This is a genomic window from Xanthomonas sp. AC360 (assembly GCF_979258225.1).
Genome location: NZ_OZ409846.1, coordinates 991,386 through 1,007,423 on the forward strand (window position 1 = coordinate 991,386; position 16,038 = coordinate 1,007,423).

Genomic DNA, 16,038 nt, shown 5'->3' on the forward strand with positions numbered 1-16,038 from the left:
CCCATCTCGCCTGCGTGGGAGCGCAGTATCCCGCATTGGCGGCTGGGTGGGCGGCTGAATACGTAACGATTTAGACGGCTCACAACGCCGTGCGGACAGGCATCAGGTGAGCGTGGACGGCGCGCAGGAACCGTAGTGTCCGAGTTGGGCCGGCCGAGGTCGAACATCGGCTGCGCCTGCCGGGCGGCTCCCCAGTCGTTTCGTTAGCCGCGCTTGGATGCCCGGCCCAGGTTGCAACGGGCTGGCTGTATCGAGCTGGCTAGCTTCCCCGACCGTGCGTCTGCGCGGCGATCAGTTGGCAAGCTGCCAGGTTGGGCCCTTGCAGATGAAGGCCACACATCCCTCCACCTTCAACGAGCCATCGGCATCGCGTTTGACCTTGGCGTTATAGCGCTTGCCCGACTCAGGGTTGTAGATCTTGCCTTTCCACAGATCCCCCGCATCCACCAGCTCGCTCAGAATCACTGTTCCTTCCATCGGGTTGTGGCGCTTGGACGGATCAGGATTGAACACATCGGTCTTTGCGCTACCCGGCTTGACACGCAGCACCTTGACGATGGTGCCGCACAGCGATGTACCGCACGACTGGATGTCCACCAGTGCCTGTTGGTTATCGGTGAACCACTTCCCGGTGATTGGTTCGGCGGCGAATGCGGTTGCGCTCAATGCAACCAATGCGAGGACGAAACAGCGTGCGGCAGAGATTGGCGGGTGCATGATTCGTTCAACCTTCAACAAGACGGGAAAACCAAAGCGGCTTGCCGCAGTGGCCGATGACCGGCGATTGATTCATGAAAGAATCAGAGCCGGCTAATCCGATCTTATTGGCGCAATCTTGGGACATGGTTAGCCACGACTTGGTCGACAAGGCACCATCTTCATCCTCAGCGTCTTCTGCGCTACATAATCTCCAGTCCCTCCCCACTGACGGGAGAAGGACTGGAGAGCTACTGATCATGGCCAATCTTGGGCCACATCAGCGCAACGCACTTTGCTCAGAAACCGGCTAACTCAGGTTCAATGTCGAGCCTTCTGCACAGGCACGAAACTGCTGCGCGCCGCCGCCTACAGCCGTGTAAACGATGGCAAAGTTCTTTTTGACATTGGGATCGGGATCCCCGCCGAACGTTGCGTTGCTCACCGTGATCGCGGTACCACCGTTGTTGATCAGCCATTGGCATGTGGCAGTGACGTCGTACCCGTTGTTACCGGTGCCGTACAGTGCACGCACGACTGTAAAACTGGGTTTACCCGGCACTGGAACGGGCGTCGTGGCAGTAGGCGGATTGGGAACCAGATCGATCTGGCCATTTTCCGCGCAACCGAGCGCGATGGGATTGCCGTTGTTCAACGCGGGATTCTTGTACAGAAGCGCAAAGCTCTTGACCGTACCCGGGTCGGGGTCCGTTCCAAAGAAGGCATTGCTTGCGGTGATATCGTCGTCGCCTGTGTCGACGATGTTCTGGCACACCTGGGTGACATCGATTCCTGCGTTGCTGGTGCCGTACACAGCGGAAAGGATCGTGATAGCCATGATAATTACCCTCTTGGGGGCTGGGAAGGCCGCCCCGAGTCGCCTCTCGCCATGGATGACCGATCAACCGGCACCCTGGCACAACATTGGACGCAGCGTGCGTGACACCTGGTTATCAAGCGCAATATTTCTTGATGTCTCTAATTTCCAATATCCTTCCGAAGCAGTTGGCCAGCGCCATGCCGAAGCTCTGATACCGGAAACTCAACACCACCGTCTTATCCATGCCTACAGCGTCAGGGACATTGATTGATGCTTCCAGAGTCACGATAAAACGTGACCGGAGAGCATCGACAGGAACTTGATGTAGCGACAGGGCTCATGCTGTCCTCAAGCACCGGTAGGGCTCAAGCCAACCTTAGCGAGCGGAAGAACACACACCCGACACAACGTCTCAATCATCTGCCGGGATGCAGACGTGTGACATGCGACGCTTTGTTGGATGAAAATTCGACTGGGCGCGCTGGCTAACGGTGAGAATGGACCACCCTTCCAACAGGGTCCGCTTCACCTGACTTGTTTCTAGCGACGGCGACAGCACGGGCTCTGACATTCCTGGCATCGCACGCGTAGCGCGCTAGTTGACGACTGCTCCATGCCCCGCTTCTGTGAAGCCTGCGATGCGTACCGCTGTGTGGTGACCTATGACGCTGCGTGTGGCCAAGGCCACTGACTCCAGACTTATCCGTTCACAACAGTCGCATGCACCCGTTAGTGAAAATCCGCAGCCAAGGTGCGATGGCACACGTAGTCAACCGCTCCAACTCTTCACCGCTTCGCAAGTGTCTTCAAGTCGAAGCAACGCCATTCGCCGCATGGCGATGTATGCGTCATCACTTCGGCAACAACCCGCTTGCCTGGTAACTGTCGATCAACGCATCGAAGAGCTTGATGTCCGCTCGACCACGTGCCATCAACTGCGCACCGCCGATTGCGGCAAAGATGGCGCGTGCACGCTTCTTGGAGTCCTTGGCGTTGACCGCGTCGGCCGCGTCGGCCGCCACCAGCATCTTGGAAAGCCATCCACTGTTCATATCGTTGAAAACGTGAACCTCGCTCTTCACCACGTCCGGCAGATTATCGTATCGATCAAGGCAACCCTCGACCGCTTCCCCATGACCGGCATCTGGACGCGCGCGCCGCACCGCTTCTGGCATGTCGGGCAGATGGCCCGCTCGATCCGCTACATCGCGCTCGCCTTCGCACAGCTGGCCGACCCGATGGCCAGGATGCCTTGTCGAACAGCACCGTACCGTTCGACGCCAGCATCGGCCGCCAGTCCTACTGCAGGCTGCGGATTGGCTGGATGGTTGGCCCCGGCTACGGGCCGGTCGATCCCAATATTCAAGCGACGGTGCCCGCGGTGACCATGGCATTGAAGCACATCGGCCTCTTTGTCGAACAAGTCCGCATCACGGCGATAGAGCGTGATTTCATACTCGATGTATTCAACAAGCTGCGCGTCATGGAGATGAAGCCTGCGTCCGCGCGAGCGACGGTTGGCCATGAAGACCTTGTGTTCAAGATGTCCAAGACAATGCCGGCGATCGCCGACACCTCGCTGCAGGACTACATCGAGGCAGAGCAGGCCGTCGAACGCATCCGTGATAGCTATGCCGACTACTTCAGCCGCTACAATGCACCGATCACCCATGTGTTGCCGATTGCCGCGCACGGGCACTGCGTCGCCGAATTCACCATCAACGGTCAGACCGTGGACGCCGCCTACCTTCAGCGCGTAACAATGCCGCTCAGTGTCGCCAACCTGCCTGGTGCTGCGATGCGGTTCGGCACAAGCAAGGAAGGCTTGCTGATCAAAGTACAAATCGTCGGCAATTGGCAGGAAAAATCCATCATCCTTCATGTCGCTGCACTACTGGAAAGCATCAGCGCCGTACCCAACCTGCATCCGGCACTGAGTCAGTAATGGCGCTTGAGAGCTAAAAAATCCTCAGCGCTATCATTTCGATCCTGGTCCTCAGGTATCGGTTTTAAGTATAGATACTCGGTCAATAGGTTCAGAGCCAACTTCGCTCAACACCGAAAAAATGCTTTTAATTCAACAGCACGCTAAAAAATTGGATGAGATGTCCGAAAACTGCGCCTGATTCTCTTCCATACCAAGCGCGGTCATCACACCCTGTCTTGTCGATCCGAACGCTACGTCCCGGCCTGCTACCGATACCTCAAACTCAACCTATGTGGGTAGCAGTGGTCGCGACCCTCGCACTTACGGGAGCAAGCCATTGATACGATCCCCATGGCATTGATGGAGCATTGATCACCCAGCACAAAACGCATCCGGCGTCAGATGCACCTTTGTCAAGACGTCAGGCGATTTACGGTGCTATTCGCAAAGACCCTGGACCACCAGAGCCTTACCAAATTAGCAGCTACCCTAATCAATAACTGACACTGGGACACCGCACTTCTGAGCGTAGAGCGAAGCAAGGCTGAGTCGCTGCGAGACAACTCAACCGCCCAGTAGGTCTATAAGTGCATCCAAATAATTTTGGCAACCACTCTGGTCGCTTTGTTAAAACATTTATTTCAAATTTCCTGCGGATCGTGAGACTTATTTGGCTCTTGAGTAGTAGTAATCCGCAATCAAGTTATTTATTTCACCTGCTTGGGTTCCGGTGAGGCGCCCCAAAGATGCATGCCCGTTGACAACCTGAATAACTTGCATAGCAACCTCAGCACTCAAATTGCCATTGACGTAATGCGCATTTAGCTGATCAATAACGGCGAGTCGTAGCGCGCCGGGGAAATCATTCTGAGCCAAGGTTCCTAAATGGCTAGACCATCCGCTTGCGGTCCCGCTACTTCCAGTAGAAGAGACTCCTCCTCCAGCTCCACTCTGGCCGCCTCGATGGACGTCATACGGTATACTTAAAGTAGGCTCTGTTTGATAGCTATAATTTATACCCGATAATTTAAGCGCTGCATGTGGGAAAAGATGCTCACTCTCGAACTGACCTCTCTTTGAAGACTTCTTTGTTTCTTTATGCTGACCTGCGGCCTTCGGTGAGAAAGCGTCGCCATTGCAGGAAAAAATTCCACGATGGCAAATTGATCCCATATTACAAAGGGCATCTAGACAGTGAGGGCACATACTTCCTCCTTTGAAATCATTCCACCAATTGATATTTTTTTAGATTAATATTCCAAGTAAGCCAGAGAGGTAACGAGCTTATCTATGTCAATCCATAGACCCGCGTCCAAACGACTCCAGTCACCTGGACTATGTGTGCGCACGGTAGGTGAATTTGGTAGCTTCTCAACCTCCCATGTTTCGTTATCATCGCAGGAAAAAAAATACTGATTTAGGTACGGACCGCTTTCTATCTTCAAATGCCCCTCCTTGAAAGTTCCCTCCCGAGTGTCATCGGGTGGAAATGATAAGTGGGCTCGCAGCCATTGACCTTTTACTTTCACTTCGATCCCTTGAAGCAATACCATTCCAGCACCGGACCTTGAGTTAGCTACACTAAGCTTTCCGCTGCATCGCAACGAGGTAAATCTCCAGCTGTTGAACTCAAACGTAGGCCAGTGCTTCTCAAGATAAGTGAGGGTTTGATTTGACATGAAATTACACCTCTTATAAGCAGAAATTCATAACTTAACTAGACATCGATAGACTAAGGATCCGCTCGCCACATCAAATTTCTTTGATGCGACGCTGCGAAGAAATTAATTACGCGATATCGAAATTATAAATAAAATTATTGCCGTCTGAATCGACACTAATAGATCTATTCCCACTACCTTCCAACGTTCGATTTAAGAAATCCCACGAAATCTCCGGCAACATAGAATTAGTCAAAATCGCATCGATCATCCGCCCACCCGATTCGCTTTCGGTGCACCGGCTTACCACCAGCTCCACCACTGAGTCGTCGTACTCGAACGGAATCTTGTAGCGCTCTTCGATCCGCTTCTTGATCCGGTTCAACTGCAATCGCACGATCTGCCCGAGCATGTCGTTGCTCAGCGGGTAGTACGGAATCGCGACCAAGCGCCCGAGCAATGCCGGCGGAAACACCTTCAACAACGGTTCGCGGATGGCCTTGGCCATGCCCTCCGGATCCGGCATCAACTCCGGGTCCTTGCACAGGCTGGCGATGAGGTCGGTGCCGGCGTTGCTGGTGAGGATGATCAAGGTGTTGCGGAAGTCGATGCGGCGGCCTTCGCCGTCTTCCATCCAGCCTTTGTCGAAGACCTGGAAGAACAGTTCGTGTACGTCGGGGTGGGCTTTTTCCACTTCGTCGAGTAGCACCACCGAGTAGGGTTTGCGGCGCACTGCCTCGGTGAGGACGCCGCCTTCGCCGTAACCGACGTAGCCGGGCGGTGCGCCCTTGAGCGAGGAGACGGTGTGCGCTTCCTGGTACTCGCTCATGTTGATGGTGATCAGGTTTTGTTCGCCGCCGTACAGCGTCTCTGCCAGGGCGAGTGCGGTTTCGGTCTTGCCGACGCCGGAGGTGCCGGCGAGCAGGAACACGCCGATCGGTTTGTCCGGGTTGTCCAGGCCGGCGCGGCTGGTCTGGATGCGCTTGGCGATCATCTCCATGGCGTGGTTCTGGCCGATGACGCGCTTGGCCAGCAGTTCGGGCAAGCGCAGCACGGTATCGATCTCGTTGCGCGCCATGCGCCCGACCGGGATCCCGGTCCAGTCGGCGACTACGGCAGCGACGGCTTGATAATCGACGGTGGGCAGGATCAGTGGCGATTCGCCTTGCATTGCGACTAGTTCGGCCTGCACCAGTTGCAGGCGTGCTAGCAGCGTGTCGCGATCCACTTGCACTGGTGCGTCGAGCACGGCTGTATCACCGGAGGCGTGCTGTTCTGCCTCGGCTTCCAACGCACTGCCGGTGCCTTCGACCGGGGCGTTGCCGCTGCGTAATTGCGCGCGCAACGACAGCAATTCGTCGACCAATGTTTTCTCGGACACCCAGCGCTGTTCCAGGTCATGCAAACGGCGACGCTCGCCATCGAGCAAACCCGTGCACGCAGCCGCGCGCTCATCCACCACGATGCCGATGGCGCGCTCGCGCTCGATGATGGCGTGTTCGGTGTCCAGCGATTCGATGCGGCGGCGGCTGTCGTCCACTTCCGCCGGCGTGGCGTGCAGGCTCACTGCAACGCGCGCGCACGCGGTGTCGAGCAGGCTCACCGATTTATCCGGCAACTGGCGCGCGGGGATATAGCGGTGGCTGAGCTTGACGGCGGCTTCCAGCGCCTCATCCAGGATCTGCACGCTGTGGTGCTGCTCCATCATCGAAGCGACGCCGCGCATCATGCGCACCGCCTTGGCTTCGTCCGGCTCGTCCACCTGCACGGCCTGGAAACGGCGGCTCAGTGCAGGATCTTTTTCGATGTACTTCTTGTACTCGGCGAATGTGGTTGCGCCCACAGTGCGCAAGGTACCGCGCGCCAGTGCCGGCTTGAGCAGGTTGGCGGCATCGCCGGTGCCAGCCGCGCCACCGGCGCCGACCAAGGTGTGGGTTTCATCCACGAACAGGATGATCGGCTTGGGGCTGGCCTGCACTTCGTCGATGACCGCGCGCAGGCGCTGCTCGAACTCGCCCTTCATGCTGGCGCCGGCCTGCAACAGGCCGACGTCCAGCGTGCGCAGTTGTACGTCTTTCAATGCGGGCGGCACGTCGCCGCGTGCGATGCGTTGCGCGAAGCCTTCCACCACCGCGGTCTTGCCCACGCCAGCCTCGCCGACCAGGATGGGGTTGTTCTGGCGGCGACGCATCAGGATGTCGACCACCTGGCGAATCTCGTCGTCGCGGCCAATGATCGGGTCCAGCTTGCCCTCGCGCGCTTGCGCGGTGAGATCGGTGGTGAATTTCTTCAGCGCTTCCTGCTTGCCCATCGCGGCCGGGGCGATGGCACCGCTGGCTTCGCCCGGCGCCGCACTTTGACCGAGCGAAAACCCATCACTGGGCAGCAGGCCATCTTCCGGCGAGCCGGCCACGATCTGTGCAAAGTGCTCGTTGAGCACAGCGGGCTTGAGCTTGTCGAACTCCTTGGAGATCGCCAGCAGCGCGTTGCGTAGACCGCGCACGCTCAAGATGCCGACGACCAAGTAACCGGTGCGCACCTGCGCCTCGCCGAAGCTCAGCGAGGCATACACCCAACCGCGCTCCACCGCTTCTTCGACATTGGCCGATAGATCGGTGACGGCGGTGGAGCCGCGCGGCAGGCCGTCCAGCGCGGCGGTGACATCGCGCGCCAGCGTGGAAGGATTGAGTTGAAAGTGCTTGATGATGCGGTGCAGGTCCGAGTCCTGCAGCTGCAGCAGCTGATGCAACCAGTGCACCAACTCCACATACGGGTTACCGCGCAGCTTGCAGAACACCGTGGCACTTTCGATGCCGCGATAGGCGAGTGGATTGAGCTTGCCGAACAGGGCACTGCGGGAGATCTCGGCCATGATGCGTCCTTCAAAGTCGTTACGTTGCGTGTAAGCGTGTGTGTGAGCGGCAGTGGTAGCGGTGCGGTCAGCCAGAGGGGCGCAACACCACCTCGTCGGCGTCGGCAACGCTCCAGGCGCGCCGGCCCAGCCAGGTATCCAGACCCAAGCGGCTATTGCGTGCCAGGTGCGGGGTGGGGACTTCGTCGGCCTTGAGCAGCAACTGCAGCTCCCAGCCGAATTCGTCGCCCAGATAGCTGCGTACCGCCGCGGTGAGCTGGCGTAGCGCGTGGCCACCGGGCAGGAAGCGTTGAAACGCGATGCGCGGCAGCGGCCCCAGCCGAATTCGCACACGCTGCTGTGCGCCGCGTACCTGGGCGCCGACCACGCTGTCCAGACCGAGCCGTGCATTGCGCGGACCAAGGCCCAATTGCAACTGCGCATCGGCGGGGAGCCGCATCCATTCGGCAATGAATTCCTGCACCTGCACCGGCCAGTCGAACAGCTGCTGCAGCACGGCGCGCAAGCCTTCCGGTGTGCGCGTGGCCGCGCCAAACCGGCCGGCGTGATAGCGGCGCGCATCGTCGGGCAATGCATCGCGCTCGCGCAGGTGCGGGCTGGCGATACCGACCAGCGCATCCAGCCACGCACGGAACTGATCGCAGGCCGGTCGCTCGGCCTGCACGGTGGGCTGCGCCTGCGCCCAGGCGCGATAGAACAGGCTGAGCATGCGGTGATGGAACACATCGGCAAACGCGGCGAAGGTGCCATCCTTGGCTTGCAGCGCACGCTCGATGGCGTATTCGGTCAGGTGCAGCGGCAACGGCGCGTTGGGGCCAAACAGGCCAAGAAACAGCCCGTACAGCGCCGCGGGTTGCGCGTCGTGCGCCGGTGTGTAGCGGTCCAGGGCGTGCGGCGCGAATGCCAGCGACGGGGTGTGCCGCAGGCGCACCACGTCGTCCACCGCACGGGCGGATTCGCCCAGGCGCGGCTGCAACGGATGGCAACGCTCGATCGCGCGCAACGCCGCAAACGGGGTGAAGTCCTGGGGCCGGGTCTGCAGCGCCTGTTCCAGCGCGGCAGCACCGGCGCTTACAGGCGCGGTCGGGAGCCGGGCTGGGCGGGCCATCGGGCCACCTCATTGCGTTCGGTGGTGCGCAGCACGGTTTCGGTAAAGGAATTCACCGAGACATAGCGCGCAAAGAAGTGCCGCAGCACCGAGGTCAGCAGAAACGCGCCGGTGCCTTCGAAGGCGGCGTCTTCGCAAGTGAGCGTGATCTCCAAACCACGGCCGAACGTGATCGGGCCAGGCACCGGAATGCGTCGTACGATCGGCGTGCCGGTGACCTGCTTGACCCCTTCGATCTGCCGCTGTGCCGAGGCATCGAACGGGTCGCAATACAGGGTGAGGATCTCGCGCAGCGCCGCCGCACCGTTGGGGCCATCTTCGAACAGCGAGAGATAATTGAGCTGCAATTGGCTGAGCAAGCGCCACGCGGTTTGCCCGTCGGACACAGCCGGGCGCGGCTTGGTCGGCCCGGCCACGCAGCGCACGCTCTGTACCGGCACACCGCTGTCCATGCTGAAGTCGGTGGTGCCCTTGCCCACCGGCATGTGCAACGGCAGGTCGCGATTGCTGCACCACAACTGCAGCCCGAGCTGACGCAAGTTACTGGCGTGCGCCTGATCGTTTGCGTCGACCAGGCTGACGAACACCTCGCTGCCCACATAACTGGAGCGCGCGCCATCGCGGCGTTGCCGCGCCGACAGCAGCCGTGGCTCGCGGCGCATGGTGTAGAACGCGCCATGCCGCGCATGCCAGGTGTGTGCGTCGCCACCATAGAACGCGGTGAAGCGTTGTTCCGGTTCCTGGCGGTCGCCGAAGCCTTCCACCTCGCCCAGATGATGGATCTCGAAATCCATCGGCCGGGTGCGATCGGCCAGCACGTGATATTCGTGCTGGCCGGTCTGCAGATGGATGCGGTCGGCGCGGCGTTCGAACAGATTGATCGCCGGCGTACAGAACAGCTTGAAGTGTTCGGCACTCACTGCGGCCGCTAGGCTGGGCACGCTGCGTTCCAGCAAGATCACCACCTCGAAACTGGTGCCGTGCAGGCGACGCAATGCAGTGCGCAAACCGGTGAGTTCTGCGAACAGGAAGCGCTCCGGGCAGGCGAAATATTCCTGCAACAACCGGTAGCCACTGAACGAGCGACCGTCATACGGGATCAAGCTGTCTTCGTCGGCGTACCCGCGCATCTGCAACGCATCGGCGCCTTGCAGCGTCTGCACGGTGGCGCCCTGCGCATCGCTGCCACGTAGCAGGACGGCGCTGGTGTCGGCATGCAGTTGTTCGTACAGCCGCTTGGGCAGGCCATCGGCGCCGGCCAGGAACAGTGGCAGCCGATCCAATGCCAGGCCTTGGGTTTGCCCACCGCCCACCAGCTCGAAGCGCAAGCGGATGCCGGCGCGCACGCTGCGCCCGGCGGGCAATGCGATACCGGCTGCCGCCAGCGCAGCCGGCGATTCCAGATACTTGGCCTCGGCCAACTGCAGCGGCCACAGCGTCACCGCATGCGCGGTGCGAAATTCGCAGGCGGTGCGCTCACCGGCGCCGATCAGGCTGCGCAGCGCGCTATGGCGCGGTACATCGACACCGGCGCTCAGGCCGCTGTCTTTCAGATCCGGCTGCAACTGCACCACTGCCATCGAGGGCAGTGGCGCCAGATAATGCGGGTAGACCATTTCCAGCAAGTGCTGGGTAAAGACCGGGTACTGCGCGTCCAGCTTGAGTTGCACGCGCGCGGCCAGAAACGCGAACCCTTCGAGCAGCCGCTCCACATACGGGTCGGCGCATTCGAACGCATCCAGCCCCAGCCGCCCGGCGATCTTGGGGTACTCGCGCGCAAACTCGGCGCCCATGTCGCGCACGTGCTGCAATTCGCGGGTGTAGTACGGGAGCAGGCGCGGGTCCATGGGATTAGCCGTGGCCCTCCATCACTTCGAGCCGGCCGGTTTCCAGATCCAGCGCGGTCTTCAGATACAGGTTCAACGGCAGCGGCTGCGCCCACATCTCCGATTGGATGGTGAACAGCAGCGAGCGCTTGTCCATGCGCGCAGCGTCGGCGTGCACGCTGACGCGCAAGGTGTCAGCGATCAGGCGTGGTTCGAAGGCGAGGATAGCGTCGCGAATGCGCTGCTGCAGCGCGGCCGCATCGATGCCGGCCACGGCTGCGCCGGCCAGATCGGGGATGCCGAAGTTGAGCACCGAGCGACGGATCTGCGGATGCGCGTCCAGCGGCCGGCTGGTTTCCAGATTCACTGCATTCAACAGCCACGATAGATCGCGGATCACGCATTCGCGCAGGCGCGTTGCGGAAATCACGCGTTGGTCGCGGCTCTCTTCGCGTTGGCTGGGCGCGGCATCGGTGAGCCGGTCCAGCAGCGAGGGCTGCAAGCGTTCGGTGGTGGTGAGCTCGGCCATGACGATCAGGACGCGTCGAACTGCAGCTCGCGCACCTCGAGCAGCGCAACCTCGCGCGACTCGGTGCTGAGCATGCGTTGGCCCAGGCCGATTTCGCCCTGCGCACCTTCGGTCCATTCGGTGCGACGCGCCAGTTGCAGCTCGCCCGCATCCAGGTGTTCGCTGCCGGGATAGCGCACCGGCATGTACGCAAACGCCTGTCCACCATTGCGCCACAGCACGCTCACCGGCGCCCACACGGTATCGCGTAGATCGCTGGGCGCTTCGAAGCGAAGCTGCTGCACCTGATGCAGCGGTGCCCACGCATAGCCGGTGTCCAGGATCAGTTCGATGCACGGGCCGAAGCGTGCATCCGCATCGGCCAGCCATTCGAACCGCACGCCATCCAGCGTGCCGCCGATGGCCGGTGCCTGCGCAAACGCCTGCTCGCGCAATGCGGCCGCCTGCGCTGCATTGCCACGTAGCGATAACTGCAAGGCCTGCAGGTGCAGCGCCATCCAGGCATCGGGTGCGCCGATCACGGTAGGCAGGCAGTCGCCGGCAAATACCGCAGCGCGCGTCTGTTCTGCCTGCAACACGCGCTGGTAGGTGTGCACCATCGGCGCACTGCCGCCATCCAGCTCCAGGCAGGCGCGTAGCTGGTCGGCCGCGCGCGACCACTGGCCCAGAACGGCCAGCAGCTGAAACAAAAACACGCGCTGCGCGGCATCGGCCGGTTGCCGACGCACCTGCTGCACCAATTGCTGCAACGCCTGCGCCGGCTCTCCACGGGCGAGCAGGGTCTGTGCGGTGGCATCCATCGCGCGTGTCCTTATCGAAGAAGGTGGCGGTGCCGGTTATGGCACCGCCGTTGGTGTTGCCGGCATTACGCCTTGGCGACAGCCTGGATGTCGTAGGTGAATTCCTTCGCGCCGCCCTGCGCCGTGCCCTTGTCGTCCTGCGGCTGGAAGCCGTACTTGAACTTGCCGAAGTGCAGCGTCACGTTTTCAGTCAGACGGTCTTCGCCGCCGGAACCGCCGGTGGACAGCGAGGTGATCAGCACGCCTTCGCTCAACTCGATGGTGAGAAAGTCGCTCTGCTCGCCGGTGGCGTTGGTGACGTACAACCAGGCGTTTTCGACGCGGGCGCCGGTGCACACTGCATCGAGCAATGCGTTGGAACAACCGTCGACGTACTTGGTGATGGAAATGTCCTGGATATGCGCCTTGCCGCCACTGGCAGAACCGCCACCGGTGTGCAGGTCGCCGGAATTGCTCGCGCCCCACGACCACGCCAGGATCGGAATCTCGCCCTTGTGCTTCTTGTGGTTGGACGCGCCTTCGATCTTGACCTTGCCGCTGCCGAACTTGATATGCATGTCGAACGCCATGGAACTGCTCCTTCGCTAAGTGGGAAACACAGGTGGCGCGACGTACAGAGCGCACGTCGTCGCCGTGACGCAAAGACGCTGGATCAGGCCTTGGAGGCCGAGGGCAAGCGCGAGACCAGGCGCAACGAGACGGTCAGGCCTTCCAGCTGGTAATGCGGCTTGAGGAAGAACTTGGAGCTGTAATAGCCCGGTGCGCCCTCCACTTCTTCCACCACCACTTCGGCGGCGGCCAAGGGCTTGCGCGCCTTGGTTTCTTCGCTGGAATTGGACGGATCGCCATCGATGTACTGGGTCACCCAGCGCGTCAGCCAGCTCTGCATCTGCTCGCGATCGGAGAACGAACCGATCTTGTCGCGCACGATGCACTTGAGGTAATGCGCAAAGCGGCAGCACGCAAACATGTACGGCAGACGCGCGCCCAATGCGGCATTGGCGGTGGCATCCGGGTCGTCGTATTCGTCGGGCTTGTTCAAGGACTGCGCGCTGATGAAGGCGGCCATGTCCGAGTTCTTGCGGTGCACCAGCGGCATCAGGCCCATCTTGTCCAGCTCGGCCGAACGGCGGTCGGTGATCGCCACTTCGGTGGGGCACTTCATGTCCACGCCGCCGTCGTCGGTGGGGAAGGTGTGCGTCGGCAGCCCTTCCACCGCGCCGCCGGATTCGATGCCACGAATCCGCGAGCACCAGCCGTACTGTTTGAACGAGCGGTTGATGTTGACCGCCATCGCATACGCCGCGTTTTGCCAGGTGTATTTATTGGAATCGGCGCCGGCGGTCTCTTCTTCGAAATCGAATTCGTCCACCGGGCTGGTGGCCGCGCCATACGGCAGGCGCGACAGCGTGCGCGGCATCGCCAGACCGATGTACTTGGAATCTTCCGACTCGCGCAGCGAGCGCCATGCGGCGTAATCGGGCGTGGAAAAGATCTTGGCCAGATCGCGCGGGTTGGACAGCTCGTTCCAGTTGTCCATGCCCATCAACTTCGGCGCGGCCGCGGCAATGAACGGCGCGTGCGCAGCCGCAGCAACCTGTGCAATACCGTTGAGCAGCTCCACATCCGGCGGGCTCTGGTCGAAGTAGTAATCGCCGACCAGGCAGCCATACGGCTCGCCGCCGAGCTGGCCGTATTCCTGCTCGTAGACCTTCTTGAAGATGGGACTCTGATCCCACGCGGTGCCCTTGTAGCGCTTGAGCACCTTGCCCAGTTCTTTCTTGCTGATGTTCAGCACACGGATCTTGAGCTGCTGATCGGTCTCGGTGTTGTTGACCAGGTAATGCAGGCCGCGCCAGGCACCTTCGAGCTGCTGCAGATCGGCGTGATGCAGGATCTGGTTGAGCTGTTCGGTGAGCGTGCGATCGATCTCGGCGATATAGGCCTTGATGGTTTGCGAGACGTCTTCGCTGACCACATCGCTGCGGTTGAGCACCTGCTCGGCGAGCGTGCGTACCGCCGCTTCCACTTCTTCCTTGGCGCGTTCGCTCTTGGGGCGGAACTCGCGATTGAGCAGCGCGGCAAAATCGCCCTGCTCGCTGGTTTCGGTACTGCTGCTGGCCAGTGCGGCTTCGGTGGCGGACATGGCGTCAGGCTCCTTCCGGCTCGGAGGCAGGCTTGGCCGCCGATACCAGCGACTGCAGCAACGCCGGGTCGCGGATGGCATTGGCAATCAGCTGCTCGGCGCCGGCCTTGCCGTCCATATAGGTGTCCAGGTTGGCCAACTGCGTGCGTGCTTCGAGCAACTTGGCCAGCGGCGCGACCTTGCGTGCGATGGCGGCCGGGGAAAAGTCGTCCATGCTTTCGAAGGTGATATCCACCGCCAGCTCGCCTTCGCCGGTGAGCGTGTTGGGCACCTTGAACTGCGCACGCGGGCGCATCGACTGCAGCCGGCTGTCGAAGTTGTCGACGTCGATCTCCAATGCCTTGCGCTCGTCCAGCGAAGGCAGTTCGCCGGCGTTGGCACCGGACAGGTCCGACATCACCCCCATTACGAACGGAATCTGCACTTTCTTCTGCGCGCCGTAGACCTCTACGTCGTATTCGATCTGCACGCGTGGCGCCCGATTGCGGGCGATGAACTTCTGACTGCTGGCCATGCCTGATCTCCGATTGAGCTTGCCCGTTGCGCCAACGTGCGGGGCACGTGCGCTGCCTTGTGGCCTGGATATCGCCGGCCCGGCCGATCGCCTGGAGCCTGCGTGCGACGCCGGTGCTGCGAGCTTCCCCGCAACTGCCGCACCACGCGGACCAAAGCAACAGGCCGTGCGATGACGCTCTTCAGCGTTGCGGCGAGTCTAGGAATGGCCCTGCGCGCTCACCCGACAAATCGTCTCAATCGTTCCGATGCGTGATGCGCGGCCGACTTCGTGAAAGAGGCGTGATGGGTTGGCGATGCTTTTTTCGGTTGATCAAAGGACAGGCCCCGGGGAGTGGGCCGCAGGCAATACCGCATGAGCATCAGCTACTACAGCGCCATCGTGCCGCAAGCGTCCTCGACCATGGAGGCGCATGCGCCGCTGATGATCGATCTGCTTGCCTATATCGAGCAGCACATCAGTGAGGCCGAGCTCGGCACCGAGTCGTTGCAACAGGCGTTCGCGCTGTCGCGGGCGTCGTTGTATCGGCTGTTCCAGTCGCGTGGCGGCGTCGCCAGTTATATCCGCGAGCAGCGCCTATGCACCGCACACCGCTATCTGCAGGCGTATCCGGAGTGCAGCCTGACCTGGTTGCTGTACGAAATGGGGTTTGCCTCGGAGCGGCAGTTCCAGCGCGCCTTCCAGCAGCGCTTCGGCATGCCACCGATGCAGTGGCGCCGCCAATGCCGCGCCACGCCGCACGCACCGGCACCGCGCCGTGGCCACTACATGCCGATGTGGCGCTTCATGCGCGAGTTAGGCCAGGACGCGCAGCAGCACACGCACGCCACGCCACGCACGGCTGCGCCTCTCACCCATAACGCACCGCTGATGCACGCCGAAGCACTGCGCCGGCTCGCCCGACCGTCGCCACGCTTTGTGTCGCAACTGGAGCCGATGAAGGGCTAATGCGTAGGAGCGCGCCTGGGCGCGATGGCATTACCGGGAACGCCCCATCGCGCCCGGGGGCGCTCCTACGACGAGGTACATGCATCAGACTGCACGTCCATTCATCGTGTTCTTGTCTGCCTCGTGCACACAGGAAACTATAAGCACTACGTAGGAGCGCACCTGGGCGCGACTGGCATTATCGGGAACGC

General features: G+C 61.1%; 13 protein-coding genes, 1 other RNA gene and 1 pseudogene. 2 read left to right on the plus strand and 13 right to left on the minus strand.

Going from position 1 to position 16,038, the window contains the following annotated elements; translation table 11 throughout:
- Positions 1–76: 76 nt before the first annotated feature.
- The 4 genes from ACZZ0O_RS04360 to ACZZ0O_RS04375 all read right to left on the minus strand — a co-directional run bounded on the left by ACZZ0O_RS04360 (position 77) and on the right by ACZZ0O_RS04375 (position 2,691).
- A non-coding RNA gene (locus ACZZ0O_RS04360) (sX9 sRNA) lies at positions 77–152 on the minus strand.
- A 139-nt stretch (positions 153–291) separates the two neighbouring features.
- Positions 292–717 (minus strand): DUF2147 domain-containing protein, encoded by a 426-nt coding sequence (locus ACZZ0O_RS04365; protein WP_463592318.1) that lies wholly within the window; start codon positions 715–717, stop codon positions 292–294.
- 289 nt (positions 718–1,006) lie between these two features.
- Positions 1,007–1,534, minus strand: coding sequence for a hypothetical protein (locus ACZZ0O_RS04370; RefSeq protein WP_463592319.1), 528 nt, complete (start codon positions 1,532–1,534; stop codon positions 1,007–1,009).
- Positions 1,535–2,367: 833 nt separating this feature from the next.
- On the minus strand, positions 2,368–2,691 hold the full coding sequence (locus ACZZ0O_RS04375; RefSeq protein ID WP_463592320.1) for a hypothetical protein: 324 nt from the start codon (positions 2,689–2,691) through the stop codon (positions 2,368–2,370).
- A gap of 77 nt (positions 2,692–2,768) precedes the next feature.
- Between ACZZ0O_RS04375 and ACZZ0O_RS04380 the strand changes: the two genes are divergently transcribed.
- Positions 2,769–3,461 (plus strand): amidase family protein, encoded by a 693-nt coding sequence (locus tag ACZZ0O_RS04380; RefSeq protein WP_463592321.1) that lies wholly within the window; start codon positions 2,769–2,771, stop codon positions 3,459–3,461.
- 648 nt (positions 3,462–4,109) lie between these two features.
- Here the strand turns inward: ACZZ0O_RS04380 and ACZZ0O_RS04385 are convergent.
- From ACZZ0O_RS04385 to tssB, 9 genes are all read right to left on the minus strand, one after another.
- Complete coding sequence (locus ACZZ0O_RS04385; protein ID WP_463602938.1) at positions 4,110–4,319, minus strand: hypothetical protein; 210 nt, start codon at positions 4,317–4,319, stop codon at positions 4,110–4,112.
- A gap of 912 nt (positions 4,320–5,231) precedes the next feature.
- Positions 5,232–7,976, minus strand: coding sequence for a type VI secretion system ATPase TssH (tssH, locus tag ACZZ0O_RS04390; protein WP_463592322.1), 2,745 nt, complete (start codon positions 7,974–7,976; stop codon positions 5,232–5,234).
- Between the two features lie 67 nt (positions 7,977–8,043).
- Complete coding sequence (gene tssG, locus ACZZ0O_RS04395) at positions 8,044–9,084, minus strand: type VI secretion system baseplate subunit TssG (protein ID WP_463592323.1); 1,041 nt, start codon at positions 9,082–9,084, stop codon at positions 8,044–8,046.
- On the minus strand, positions 9,048–10,931 hold the full coding sequence (tssF, locus tag ACZZ0O_RS04400; RefSeq protein WP_463592324.1) for a type VI secretion system baseplate subunit TssF: 1,884 nt from the start codon (positions 10,929–10,931) through the stop codon (positions 9,048–9,050). The genes tssG and tssF overlap by 37 nt, the downstream gene beginning before the upstream one ends.
- 4 nt (positions 10,932–10,935) lie before the next feature.
- Positions 10,936–11,439 carry a type VI secretion system baseplate subunit TssE gene (gene tssE, locus ACZZ0O_RS04405; protein WP_115514269.1) on the minus strand — a complete coding sequence of 168 codons (504 nt, stop codon included), beginning with the start codon at positions 11,437–11,439 and terminating at the stop codon, positions 10,936–10,938.
- Between the two features lie 5 nt (positions 11,440–11,444).
- Entirely contained in the window at positions 11,445–12,239 is a 795-nt protein-coding gene (locus ACZZ0O_RS04410) for a type VI secretion system accessory protein TagJ (RefSeq protein ID WP_055846862.1), read from the minus strand.
- A 65-nt stretch (positions 12,240–12,304) separates the two neighbouring features.
- Positions 12,305–12,808 (minus strand): Hcp family type VI secretion system effector, encoded by a 504-nt coding sequence (locus tag ACZZ0O_RS04415; protein WP_055846859.1) that lies wholly within the window; start codon positions 12,806–12,808, stop codon positions 12,305–12,307.
- Positions 12,809–12,891: 83 nt separating this feature from the next.
- Complete coding sequence (tssC, locus tag ACZZ0O_RS04420; RefSeq protein WP_463592325.1) at positions 12,892–14,385, minus strand: type VI secretion system contractile sheath large subunit; 1,494 nt, start codon at positions 14,383–14,385, stop codon at positions 12,892–12,894.
- A 4-nt stretch (positions 14,386–14,389) separates the two neighbouring features.
- Complete coding sequence (tssB, locus tag ACZZ0O_RS04425; protein ID WP_008572540.1) at positions 14,390–14,899, minus strand: type VI secretion system contractile sheath small subunit; 510 nt, start codon at positions 14,897–14,899, stop codon at positions 14,390–14,392.
- Positions 14,900–15,188: 289 nt separating this feature from the next.
- Between tssB and tagK the strand changes: the two are divergent.
- Positions 15,189–15,847 (plus strand): annotated as a pseudogene (gene tagK, locus ACZZ0O_RS04430) (transcriptional regulator TagK).
- The last annotated feature ends 191 nt before the right edge of the window (positions 15,848–16,038 follow it).

Coding starts and splice junctions, on each gene's coding strand:
- ACZZ0O_RS04365 (WP_463592318.1), bottom strand. CDS start 717: ATGCACCCGCCAATCTCTGCCGCACGCTGTTTCGTCCTCGCATTGGTT.
- ACZZ0O_RS04370 (WP_463592319.1), bottom strand. CDS start 1,534: ATGGCTATCACGATCCTTTCCGCTGTGTACGGCACCAGCAACGCAGGA.
- ACZZ0O_RS04375 (WP_463592320.1), bottom strand. CDS start 2,691: ATGCCAGAAGCGGTGCGGCGCGCGCGTCCAGATGCCGGTCATGGGGAA.
- tssH (WP_463592322.1), bottom strand. CDS start 7,976: ATGGCCGAGATCTCCCGCAGTGCCCTGTTCGGCAAGCTCAATCCACTC.
- tssG (WP_463592323.1), bottom strand. CDS start 9,084: ATGGCCCGCCCAGCCCGGCTCCCGACCGCGCCTGTAAGCGCCGGTGCT.
- tssF (WP_463592324.1), bottom strand. CDS start 10,931: ATGGACCCGCGCCTGCTCCCGTACTACACCCGCGAATTGCAGCACGTG.
- tssE (WP_115514269.1), bottom strand. CDS start 11,439: ATGGCCGAGCTCACCACCACCGAACGCTTGCAGCCCTCGCTGCTGGAC.
- ACZZ0O_RS04410 (WP_055846862.1), bottom strand. CDS start 12,239: ATGGATGCCACCGCACAGACCCTGCTCGCCCGTGGAGAGCCGGCGCAG.
- ACZZ0O_RS04415 (WP_055846859.1), bottom strand. CDS start 12,808: ATGGCGTTCGACATGCATATCAAGTTCGGCAGCGGCAAGGTCAAGATC.
- tssC (WP_463592325.1), bottom strand. CDS start 14,385: ATGTCCGCCACCGAAGCCGCACTGGCCAGCAGCAGTACCGAAACCAGC.
- tssB (WP_008572540.1), bottom strand. CDS start 14,899: ATGGCCAGCAGTCAGAAGTTCATCGCCCGCAATCGGGCGCCACGCGTG.